Source organism: Hydrogenophaga sp. (genome assembly GCF_051007235.1).
Lineage (GTDB): Bacteria > Pseudomonadota > Gammaproteobacteria > Burkholderiales > Burkholderiaceae_C > Hydrogenophaga.
Window position 1 is genome coordinate 1 of sequence record NZ_JBPCSJ010000199.1, and the last position, 10,791, is coordinate 10,791.

At 68.1% G+C, this 10,791-nt stretch carries 12 protein-coding genes and 1 pseudogene; 7 read left to right on the forward strand and 6 right to left on the reverse strand.

What is annotated here, in order from left to right; translation table 11 throughout:
- Window positions 1-1,617 (forward strand): single-stranded-DNA-specific exonuclease RecJ (gene recJ / locus ACR2JA_RS07200; RefSeq protein WP_434008419.1); only part of this gene is annotated, 1,617 nt, incomplete at its 5' end.
- A gap of 38 nt (window positions 1,618-1,655) precedes the next feature.
- Here recJ and ACR2JA_RS07205 read toward each other — a convergent pair.
- Both ACR2JA_RS07205 and ACR2JA_RS07210 read right to left on the reverse strand, forming a co-directional pair.
- Window positions 1,656-2,402: pseudogene (locus tag ACR2JA_RS07205) on the reverse strand (LytR/AlgR family response regulator transcription factor).
- Between the two features lie 39 nt (window positions 2,403-2,441).
- The gene (locus ACR2JA_RS07210) at window positions 2,442-3,503 is read right to left on the reverse strand and encodes a sensor histidine kinase (protein WP_434008420.1); all 1,062 of its coding nucleotides are present in this window, start codon (window positions 3,501-3,503) and stop codon (window positions 2,442-2,444) included.
- An 83-nt stretch (window positions 3,504-3,586) separates the two neighbouring features.
- Between ACR2JA_RS07210 and argH the strand changes: the two genes are divergently transcribed.
- The 6 genes from argH (at window position 3,587) to ACR2JA_RS07240 (ending at window position 9,393) form a co-directional block, all read left to right on the forward strand.
- Window positions 3,587-5,062, forward strand: coding sequence for an argininosuccinate lyase (argH, locus tag ACR2JA_RS07215; protein WP_434008421.1), 1,476 nt, complete (start codon window positions 3,587-3,589; stop codon window positions 5,060-5,062).
- Window positions 5,059-5,250, forward strand: coding sequence for a hypothetical protein (locus ACR2JA_RS07220; protein WP_434008422.1), 192 nt, complete (start codon window positions 5,059-5,061; stop codon window positions 5,248-5,250). Before argH ends, ACR2JA_RS07220 begins: the two co-directional genes overlap by 4 nt.
- A gap of 2 nt (window positions 5,251-5,252) precedes the next feature.
- Window positions 5,253-6,098 carry an SPFH domain-containing protein gene (locus ACR2JA_RS07225; protein WP_434008423.1) on the forward strand — a complete coding sequence of 282 codons (846 nt, stop codon included), beginning with the start codon at window positions 5,253-5,255 and terminating at the stop codon, window positions 6,096-6,098.
- Window positions 6,099-6,232: 134 nt separating this feature from the next.
- Window positions 6,233-7,378, forward strand: coding sequence for an HDOD domain-containing protein (locus tag ACR2JA_RS07230; protein ID WP_434008424.1), 1,146 nt, complete (start codon window positions 6,233-6,235; stop codon window positions 7,376-7,378).
- Window positions 7,379-7,496: 118 nt separating this feature from the next.
- Window positions 7,497-8,012, forward strand: coding sequence for a bacteriohemerythrin (locus tag ACR2JA_RS07235; protein WP_434008425.1), 516 nt, complete (start codon window positions 7,497-7,499; stop codon window positions 8,010-8,012).
- A 178-nt stretch (window positions 8,013-8,190) separates the two neighbouring features.
- Window positions 8,191-9,393 (forward strand): ammonium transporter, encoded by a 1,203-nt coding sequence (locus ACR2JA_RS07240; protein ID WP_434008426.1) that lies wholly within the window; start codon window positions 8,191-8,193, stop codon window positions 9,391-9,393.
- Window positions 9,394-9,447: 54 nt separating this feature from the next.
- Here the strand turns inward: ACR2JA_RS07240 and ACR2JA_RS07245 are convergent, their stop codons facing one another.
- From ACR2JA_RS07245 to ACR2JA_RS07260, 4 genes are all read right to left on the reverse strand, one after another.
- On the reverse strand, window positions 9,448-9,759 hold the full coding sequence (locus ACR2JA_RS07245) for a type II toxin-antitoxin system RelE/ParE family toxin (protein ID WP_434008427.1): 312 nt from the start codon (window positions 9,757-9,759) through the stop codon (window positions 9,448-9,450).
- A complete protein-coding gene (locus tag ACR2JA_RS07250) occupies window positions 9,756-10,040 on the reverse strand; it encodes a YlcI/YnfO family protein (protein WP_434008428.1) in 285 nt (94 codons plus the stop codon). Before ACR2JA_RS07250 ends, ACR2JA_RS07245 begins: the two co-directional genes overlap by 4 nt.
- Before the next feature lie 75 nt (window positions 10,041-10,115).
- Window positions 10,116-10,328 (reverse strand): putative motility protein, encoded by a 213-nt coding sequence (locus ACR2JA_RS07255; protein WP_434008429.1) that lies wholly within the window; start codon window positions 10,326-10,328, stop codon window positions 10,116-10,118.
- Between the two features lie 100 nt (window positions 10,329-10,428).
- A partial coding sequence (locus ACR2JA_RS07260; RefSeq protein ID WP_434008430.1) for a YfbK domain-containing protein occupies window positions 10,429-10,791 on the reverse strand: 363 nt, incomplete at its 5' end.

A 10,791-nucleotide genomic window follows, 5' to 3' on the forward strand; every position in this document is an offset into this window, starting at 1 on the left:
GACGACGCGCTGGCCCTGCTGATCCCGCCTGTGCAAATGAAAGGCGCCCTAGAAGCCGCAAAACTGCTGGCCGACGCCATGGCCGCCAGCCAGCGCATCTGCATCGTGGCCGATTACGACTGCGACGGCGCCACCGCCTGCGCTGTGGGCGTGCGCGGCCTCAAGCTGCTGGGCGCGCCGATGGGCTGGGACCGGGTCGATTACCTGGTGCCCGACCGCGTGACCGACGGCTACGGCCTCACCCCCTCGATCGCGCAACGCGTCAAGCAGCGCGGGGCCGACTGGCTGGTCACGGTGGACAACGGCATCGCCAGCGTGGCTGGCGTGCGCGCCGCGCGCGACGCGGGCCTCAACGTGCTGGTGACCGATCACCACCTGCCCGCTGTGGTCGACGGCGCGGTGGTGCTGCCGCAGGACTGCACCATCGTCAACCCCAACCAGCCCGGCTGCGGCTTCGAAAGCAAGAGCATCGCCGGCGTGGGCGTGATGTTCTACGTGCTGCTGGCGCTGCGCGCGGAGTTGCGCGAGCGCGGCGTGTTCGACGCCAAGACACAACCCAAGATCGACACGCTGCTGCCCCTGGTGGCGCTGGGCACCGTGGCCGACGTCGTGAAGCTCGACGCCAACAACCGCCGCCTGGTGGCGCAGGGCCTCAAGCGCGTGCGCGCTGGCGCCATGCCCCCGGGCATGGCCGCGCTGTTCGCCGTCGCGGCCCGGCAGCCGGCCAAGGCCAGCGCGTTCGACTTCGGCTTCGCGCTCGGCCCGCGCCTGAACGCCGCTGGCCGCCTGGCCGACATGACGCTGGGCATCGAATGCCTGCTGACCGACGACGCGGGCCGCGCCGACGAACTGGCGCGCACGCTGGACGGCATCAACCGCGAGCGCAAGACCATCGAAGGCGAGATGCGCGAGCAGGCGCTGATGATCGTGGAAGAGCTGTTCGACGAGAGCGAAGAACCACCGCCGGCCATCACCGTGTTCGACTCCGATTTCCACGAGGGCGTGGTGGGCATCGTGGCCTCGCGCCTGAAGGACAAACTGCACCGCCCGACCTTCGTGTTCGCGGCCAGCGGCGCCGAGGGCAAGGAGCACGAGCTCAAGGGCTCGGGCCGTTCCATTCCCGGTTTCCACCTGCGCGACGCGCTGGACCTGGTGGCCAAGCGCCACCCGGGCGTGCTGCTGCGCTTCGGCGGCCACGCCATGGCGGCCGGCTGCACGATCGACGAGGAACACATCGACACCTTCGAGCAGGCCTTTGCCCAGGTGGCGCACGAGTGGCTGGACGCGGCCACGCTGCAGCGCCGGCTCGAAGCCGATGGCGCGCTGGACAAGCAGTACCGCCGCGCCGACCTGGTGGACACGCTGCACGCCGAGGTCTGGGGCCAGGGCTTTGCGCCGCCAGTGTTCTGCGAAGAGGTTCAGGTGCTCAGCCAGCGGCTGGTGGGCGAGAAGCACCTGTCGGTGAAGCTCAAGCACCAGGGCGAGCCGGTGGACGGCATCTGGTTCGGTCACACAGAACCATTGCCGCCGACGGTGAAAATCGCGTTCCGCCTCGACGCGGATGAGTGGCAGGGTCAGCGGCGCGTGCGCTTCCTCATCGAAGCCGCGGAAGTTTGATCCCCCTGCGCCGCAGGCGGCGCGGGGGGAACAACAAGCTAACCGATCAGGGCTTCGCGCACCGCAGCCAATTGACGACGCGAAACCGCCAAGCGCTCGTCCACCCCATCCAGCCGCACCGTCCAGCCTTCGCCCTCGACCGGATCGTTGTGCTTTTCCACCGCGCGCACGCAGCGGCGGGCCACCAGCGCGTTGCGGTGCACGCGCACAAACAGATGCGCGTACTTCTGCTCCAGGTCGCTGAGCGCGCCGTCGTAGATGTGCTCCTTCTCGGCCGTGCGCACGGTGATTTACTTGAGCTCGGCCTTCAGGTAGATGATGTCGGACAGGGCCACGCGCTCGCTGCGCCCGCGTTCCTGGATGATCAGCGCCTCGCCCAGACCCGGTAGTTCGGGTAGGCCGCCGTCGGCGGCGCTGATCGCGCGCTGCACCTTCTGCAGCGCCTGCTGCAACCGCTCCAGCCGCACCGGCTTGGTCAGGTAGTCGACCGCTTCGAGTTCAAAAGCCTGCACTGCGTGTTCGGCGTGCGCCGTGACGAACACGATGGCCGGCGGCGCGTTCAGTTCGCGCAGCGCGGCGGCCAGCGCGATACCGTCCACGCCCGGCATGTGGATGTCCAGCAGCACCAGCTCGCAGCCGCTGCGCTGGATGTTTTCCATCGCCTGCACCGCGTTGCCGGCTTCGCCCACCACTTCGGCGCGCGGCTCGGTGCAGTCGCCCAGCAGGGTGCGCAGGCGCGACCGCGCCAGCGGCTCATCGTCGACGATCAGAACCTTCAGTGCCATGTCGCGCTCCGTCCCGTTGGATAAGACCAATGTCTACGTTTATACCGGGATTTCCAGCCGCACCTGGAACACACCGTTGACCAGTGCGCTCTGGAAGCGGCACTGCACATCGTGCAGCAGGTCCAGGCGCTGGCGCACGTTGTCCAGTGCCAGTCCGTTGCCCTTGGCCCCGCTGCCGGCGGGCACGGTGTTGGTCACCTTGATCACCACCACGCTGCCCCGGCGCTGCGTGGTGATGCGCACCGTGGCGCCCGTCGGGCTGGGCTCCACCCCGTGCTTGACCGCATTCTCCACCAGCGGCTGCAGGATGAGCGGGGGCAACTTGGCCTTGGCCGCGGCCTCGTCCAGGTTCCACTCCACCCTCAGCCGTTCGCCAAAACGCACCTGTTCGATGGCCAGGTAATGCTCGGCCAGTTCCAGCTCCTGCCAGAGCGGGCGGGCCTCTTTCGAATCGGCTAGCGCGTGGCGAAACAGTTCGCTCAGGTCTTCGAGCAGGTTCTCGGCCTTGGCCGGCTCTTCGCGCACCAGCGCGATGGCACTGTTGAGCGTGTTGAACAGGAAGTGCGGGCGGATGCGCGCCTGCAGCTCGGTCAGGCGCGCCGTGGTACCAGCCGGCAGGCGCGCCCGCACGCGCCACACCAGTGCCGCGACCAGCACGCCCGACACCAGCGCGCCCGACGCCGCACTGGCCAGCCAGGGCGCGGGCTGCAGCAGCCCCAGCCACCACAGCATCGCGCAGCCATAGGCGCCGGCCAGCGCCCCCAGGGCGACAGCCACGGCCCACTGGGCCCGCTCGGGCAGCCGGTCCAGCGGCCGCTTGAGCAGGCACACCACCAGCAACCACACCACCACCGCCGGCTGCGCCGCACCTGTCAGCAGCATGGTCAGCCACACCCAGGGCATCCAGCCGCTGGTCTCGAACAGCGACGCCACCAGCACGACCGCCTGCACGAACAGCACCGCCCGCAGCACCACGCCCACCTGGCAGGTGTCGAACACGTACTCCTTGGTGCGGTTGAGCTCGGGCATCTGCGACAGCGGCAGCGCGCCCTGCGCATGGGGCAGCTCCTGGAAGCTGGATAAAATTCGCGAGTCTTTCATGGGTCGCACTATAGGCCGCGCCAGCGCCGCCAGCCAGGGCATCTGAAGCCCCGAACCCCGTGCTTCCCATGCCTTCACGCGGCATGCGCTGCCGCCTCCTCTCACCCCCAGCCGCCGGCCCCACCATGTCCACCAACCAACTCGACAAAAAATCGCAAGCCTGGTCCGCCCTGTTTTCGGAACCCATGAGCGAGCTGGTCAAGCGCTACACCGCCAGCGTGTTCTTCGACAAGCGCCTCTGGCTGGCCGACATCACCGGCAGCCTGGCCCACGCCGAGATGCTGGCGGCGCAGAGCATCATCGGCGCCAGCGACCTGGCCGACATCCAGCGCGGCATGGCGCAGATCCGCGGCGAGATCGAGGCCGGCACATTCGAGTGGAAGCTGGACCTGGAAGACGTGCACCTGAACATCGAGGCGCGCCTGACCCAGCTGGTGGGGGACGCCGGCAAGCGCCTGCACACCGGCCGCAGCCGCAACGACCAAGTCGCCACCGACGTGCGACTGTGGCTGCGCGACGAGATCGACCTGATCAGCGACCTGCTCAAGGAACTGCAGGTGGCGCTGGTGGACGTGGCGGAGAAAAACGTCGAAGTGATCCTGCCCGGCTTCACCCACCTGCAGGTGGCGCAGCCGGTGAGCTTTGCCCACCACCTGCTGGCCTATGTGGAAATGTTCAGCCGCGACGCCGAGCGCATGGCCGACGTGCGCCGCCGCACCAACCGCCTGCCGCTGGGCAGCGCCGCTCTCGCTGGCACCACCTACCCGCTGGACCGCGAGCGCGTGGCGAAGACGCTGGGCATGGAAGGCGTGTGCCAGAACAGCCTGGACGGGGTGAGCGACCGCGACTTCGCGATCGAGTTCACCGCCGCCGCATCGCTGTGCATGGTGCACATCAGCCGCTTCAGCGAAGAGCTGATTTTGTGGATGAGCCAGAACTTCGGCTTCGTGAAGATCGCCGACCGCTTCACCACCGGCAGTTCCATCATGCCGCAGAAGAAAAACCCCGACGTGCCCGAACTGGCGCGCGGCAAGACCGGCCGCGTGGTCGGCCACCTGATGGGCCTGATCACCCTGATGAAGGGCCAGCCTCTGGCCTACAACAAGGACAACCAGGAAGACAAGGAGCCGCTGTTCGACACGGTGGACACGCTCAAGGACACGCTGCGCATCTTCTGCGAGATGGTGGGCGGCCAGCTGAACCCGGCCACCGGCGCCAAGGAGGGCGGCATCACCGTCAACGCCGTGGCCATGGAAGCGGCCGCCAACAAGGGCTACGCCACCGCGACCGATCTGGCCGACTACCTGGTCAAGAAGGGTCTGCCCTTCCGCGACGCGCACGAAACCGTGGCCCACGCGGTCAAGGCCGCCACGTCCCACAACTGCGACCTGTCCGAGCTGCCCCTGACCGTGCTGCAGGGCTTCAACGCCTCGATCGAAAAAGACGTGTACGAGTGCCTGAGCCTGCGCGGCAGCCTGAACGCCCGCAACACCCTGGGCGGCACCGCGCCGGCGCAGGTGCAGCTGCAGATCGCCCGCCACCGCGCGCGCCTGGCATGAAGCACCTGGTTCTGCTGTTTGTGGTGCTCGCCGCAGCCTACGGGCTGTGGCAGCTTACGCGCCCGCTGATGCGCCCCGACCAGCTGGGCCTGCTGGCCCGCCACGGCCTGCGCCTGGCGGTGCTGGCCGCTGTGTTGTTCGGCCTGCTGGTGCTGGCCTATTTCGTCCCCTCCACCCGACTGCTCTGACCATGCACGCCACCCTGCGCCGCCTCACCCTGACCCTGGCCGCCCTTTCGCTGGCCGCCTGCAGCCAGATCGACACCGGCAACGTGGGTGTGGAACGCACGCTGGGCAAGGTGGGCACCGAGGCGCTGAGCCCCGGCGTGTACTTCACGCTGTTCAAGACCGTCGACGAGTTCACCACCAAGGAAGTCAGTTTCCAGCTCAACGACATGACCCCCAAGAGTCGGGACAACCTGACCATGAAAGACGTCGACATCGACGTCTACTACAAGACCACGCCAGCGGCCGTCCCCGCGCTTTACATCAAGTACCAGGGTGATGTGGTGCAGCACAACCAGATCGTGCAGGGCGGCACCCAGGACCTGGTGGTCGCCTTCAGCCGCGTCTCGCGCGAGGCGCGTGAGGCCATCTACAAGGCCATCGCCGAGCTGGACGCCACCACCATGCACACCAAGCGCACCGAACTGTCGGAAATGGTCCGCGCGCGGCTGCAGGAAGAGCTGGAGAAGAACGACAAGGGCGCCTTCGTGGTCACGGCCGTCAACGTGCGCAACCTGCTGACCGACCCAGCCATCGAAGCGGCCATCCGCTCGCGCGCCGAGACTGACCAGGCGATTGAAAAAAAGCGCAAGGAAGTGGAGCTGGCCAAGGCCGAAGCCGAACGCTTGGTCGTGCAAGCCCAGGGCGAGGCCCGAGCCAACGAGATCATCAGCGCATCGCTCACCCCCAGCCTGAAGGAAATCAAGCTGGCCGAGCTGCAACGCGACACCGCCCTGGCCCTGGCCGGCAAGCCCGGCAACACCGTGTTCCTTGGTGGTGGCGCCACGCCGCTGGTGAACGTGGGCAAATAAGCCCCGAAAAGACCCGGTTCAGCGGCCGGTTTCGGCTGCTGAACGCGCTCAAGAAGCGCCCCGCAGCGCCGATGTGAATGGGTATGCCGTGCACCCTGTGGTGCCTGGCCCCTCAGCCATCGGGAGTGTCTGCTGTGCCTTATTTCGTGATGTTGATCGCCGCCGTGGTGGTGGTCGCTGGTGCCTGGTGGATGTTCCGTCGCCCCGCCGCATCGGCCGCGCGGCCGCTGCCCATCGTGGTGGACAGCCCCCGGCCGGTGGCGCAGCGCCGCACCAGTGCCGCCCCCGCATCGGCCGCGCCCATCCCGTCACACATACCCAACACCGCCCAGCCGCTGCCGCCCGCGCTGGCCGCCTTTGTCTGGAAGCGCGAAGCCGCGCTTGAACCCGACCGGCGCGACACGCTGCTGGCCGCCATCCGCGGCATTCCGCGCCCGCCGCGCTCCATGCAGCAGCTGCTCTCGCCCGAATTCCTGGCCAGCGCCAGCTCGGCCGACCTGAGCGAGCTCGTGATGGGCGAGCCCCTGATCGCCGCCAAGGTGCTGGCCACCGTGAACGGCGCGTTCTACGGCCTGCACAAGCCGGTCACCAGCATCGGCCAGGCCGTCACTTTCCTGGGCATCAACACGGTGCGCAGCATCTGCCTGCAGTACATGCTGGCCGAGGCCTTCAAACCCAAGCTGGCCGAAGCGCAGCAGGCCTTTGACCGCATCTGGAAAGCCAGCGCCGTGGCCAGCGAAATGGCGGTGCGCCTGGGCAAGGCGCTGCGCCTGCCCGACCAGTCGTCCCTGGCCACCCAGGTGGTGCTGGGCTTCGTGGGCCAACTGGCCACCGCCTCGCTGATCCCGCCGGCCGGGCTGGCCCAGTGGCTCAGCCGCGACCGGCTCGAACGCGCCCGCCTCGAACAGGAACTGCTGGGCCTGAGCGCCAGCGAGGTCGGCGCGGTGCTGATGAAGTCGTGGGAGCTGCCCGATTCGCTGGTGGCCGACGTGGCCGACAGCGGCCGCCTGCTGGTGACCGCACCGCAAGACATCGACCCTGCCCGCCTGCCGCGCCTGGCCCTGGCCTACCTGTGCGCCCGCCTGGGCGAGCGCCTGGCGCTGGGTCAGCTCACGTCGCTGGACGACTACTTTCCGCAGGACGACGCCAGCGTGGACACCCACCACCTGCGCGCCGCCCTGGCCCACCCGGCCCTGGCGTCCCAGCTGGACGCCGCGCTGCAGGCGCCCGAACTGCAAGCCGCCGTGCGGCAGATGCTGGGGCACGCGTCCGCCGCCTGAGGGCAGGCCCGCCGGGCCTGGCAACCTACAGCGCACAATAGCGGGGCTCACCACGGGCCATGCAGGGATTGACCCCAGTCAAGCCCTGCCCCGCACCGCCCCTCTACAGTCGCGCACCATGAACACCACCGCCACGCCCGAAGCACCCGCCGCCGCCAGCCCCGCCGCTGGTCTGGACTGGACACCCCGCCTGGAAACCGGCGACGCCCGCATGGACGAGACCCACGAAGAGTTCGTGGACATGCTCAACCAGCTGCTGGCCACGCCCATCGACCAGCAACTGCCGCTGTACCGCCAGTTCATCGAGCACACCCAGGAGCATTTCGCGCAGGAAGAGCGCTGGATGGTGGCCACCGGCTTTGCACCCGACAACTGCCACGCCAGCCACCACGCCACCATCATGGAAACGCTGCACGCCGTGGTGAAGCACTACGAGACCGACGACAAGGAAATCATCAACCGCCTGGCCGAAGCGCTGGTGGAATGGTTCCCGCAGCACGCCGCCAGCATGGATGCCGGCCTGGCCCTGCACATGAAGAGCGTGGGCTTCGATTCGAAAACCGAAACGCTGGCCGACCCCAGCACGGTGCGCCCGGCCACCATGAGCGGTTGCGGCAGCGTCAGCTGCAGCTGACCCACACGCCGAGCTCACGCGGGCCCTGCGCCCGCTTTTGATGCAAGCCCCAAGTTGAAGCGCACCCGCCATCCAGGCTGGTGCGCTTTTTGCTTTTTCCTGGTGCGATTCGCCAGGCAGACCCTGTTTTGGCGCTGATCACGCACCAAAACACGACTTTTCTGCACGGAGATCGCTCATGGACGCACTCAAACAGGGCGCTGACGCCTTGTTCATCCTGCTCGGCGGCATCATGGTCCTGGCCATGCACGCCGGGTTCGCCTTCCTGGAACTCGGCACGGTCCGCAAGAAGAACCAGGTCAACGCCCTGGTCAAGATCCTGGTGGACTTCTCGGTCTCCACCATCGCCTACTTCGTGGTCGGTTACGGGGTCGCCTACGGCACCTCGTTCTTCGTCGGCGCCGAAACGCTGGCGCAGAAGAACGGCTACGACCTGGTGAAGTTCTTCTTCCTGCTGACCTTTGCCGCCGCCATCCCGGCCATCATTTCCGGCGGCATCGCCGAGCGGGCCAAGTTCTGGCCGCAACTCATCGCCACCGCCGTCATCGTCGGCTTCGTCTACCCGTTCTTTGAAGGCATCGTCTGGAACGGCCATTTCGGCGTCCAGGCCTGGATCACCGAAACCACCGGCTTCGCCTTCCGCGACTTTGCCGGCTCCATCGTCGTGCACGCCGTCGGCGGCTGGATCGCGCTGCCCGCCGTGGTGCTGCTGGGCGCTCGCGCCAACCGCTACCGCAAGGACGGCGGCGTTTCCGCCCACCCGCCGTCGAACATCCCGTTCCTCGCCCTGGGCGCCTGGATCCTCATCGTCGGCTGGTTCGGCTTCAACGTGATGAGCGCGCAGCGGGTGGAAAACATCTCGGGCCTGGTGGCCGTCAACTCGCTCATGGCCATGGTGGGCGGCACCCTGGCGGCGCTGCTGGCCGGCAAAAACGACCCGGGCTTTGTGCACAACGGGCCGCTGGCCGGCCTGGTGGCCGTGTGCGCGGGCTCTGACATCATGCACCCACTGGGTGCGCTGGTGGTGGGCGCGGTGGCGGGCGTGCTGTTCGTGGTGATGTTCACCGCCACGCAGAACCGCTGGAAGATCGACGACGTGCTGGGCGTCTGGCCGCTGCACGGCCTGTGCGGCACCTGGGGCGGCATCGCGGCCGGCATCTTCGGCCAGCAGGCGCTGGGCGGCCTGGGCAACGTGAGCTTCACGGCCCAGCTGATCGGCACCGCGCTGGGCGTGACCTGGGCGCTGCTGGGAGGCGCGGTGGTCTACGGCGTGCTCAAGGCCACGCTGGGCCTGCGGCTGGACCAGGAAGAGGAATACGACGGCGCCGACCTGACCGTGCACAAGATCAGCGCCACACCCGACCGCGAAGTCAGCTGGTGAACGCTGGGCTGGTCAACGCCGGGCTGGGAATGGACCAGTCCCAGTGTTGCTCGCTCAGTGGTAGTCGTCCTCCAGCTGGTGGCGCACGGCCAGCAGGGTCACGGTCGAGGCGTCTTCGATTTCAAACAAGGCCACGTAGCCACTGCGTCCGAACGGGATCAGCAACTCGCGCAGGAACGGACTCTGACCGGCCTTGCGGTAGGTGAACGGTGAGCGGGCGAGGCTGTCGACCGCGCTGGTGATCGCGTTCAGCGCCCGCTCAGCCACCTCCAGATCTTCGAACGTGCTGGCTCGGTCCAGCATGAACTGGTAGAGGCGGATCAGATCGTCGCGGGCGCCGGCGCTGTACCGGACCGCGAAGCTCACTCCGGCACCCGCTTCTGCACCTTGGCCCGGGCTTGGGTCAGCATCCGGCCCAGTTCGGCATGCACTGCGCCCGCATCAAAGTAGACGCCTGAGGCCTGGGCCGCATCCCGCGAAGCCAGCCCACGCGCCACGAACTCGGCGCGGGTGCGTCGGCGCTCGATGGTTTCCCGGACCGAGGCCTCTATGAAACCCGACAACGTCTCGCCCTCCTGCAGCACGCTCTGGGCGGCATCACGCAATTGGGGATCGACGCGCAGCGAGGGCAAAGTAGCGGTTTTCATGGCTGAGGCCTGGTGCGTTGCAGATGCGATGCATTCTAGGCCAGCGGCGCGCCAGTCAGCAACTGCGCACCGGGATCACACCAAAGCGTTGACCTGCGTGCCCAGCGCACCCTCAGTGGCCAGCGGCAGGCTGCCCGCCACGGAATTGAGCAGCGCGGCGGCGGTGGAAGCCTGGGCGTCCATGGCCTTTTTCATCACGCGGATCTGCACCTGCTGGTCGACTTGGTCCGAGCGCGTCTGGACAACGGCGTCCACCAGCGCGGCGGGAGAGACATTCAGGGCATCCATGGCGCTTCCTTCACAAATCGGTTGATGCCTCTGTATCGGCCGGGCAGACGGCCAGCTTGAACCGCCGGTCCACCCACGCGTCCCGTGCGCCGGGTCCGCTTCACTTCGCCAAGGCCTGCGCCAGCCCCGCCAGGCGCAGGAATTCGCCGCGGTAGCCGAAGCGGTCGTCCGCCAGGCTGGCCGACGCCAGCGCCCGCGCGTCGGCCACCGTCCAGCCGCCCGTGTGGCGCCCGCCGCGAAGCACCTGCCCGAAGCCGGCCACGGCGGTGGCAAAGCGGAAGTCCGTATCCGCCTGGTCCAGCGGGCGCATCGCTTCGCGGCGGATCGGCGTTTCCATCAGCTCGCTGCTGCTCTGGCCCGGCCGCTTGTAGCGCAGCCGAAGATGGGCCAATTCGGTGGTGTTCGCTGCACCTGCGCTGCCGGCCGCGCCGTAGCGCAGCGGGTCGATGGCGCCGCGCGCGCC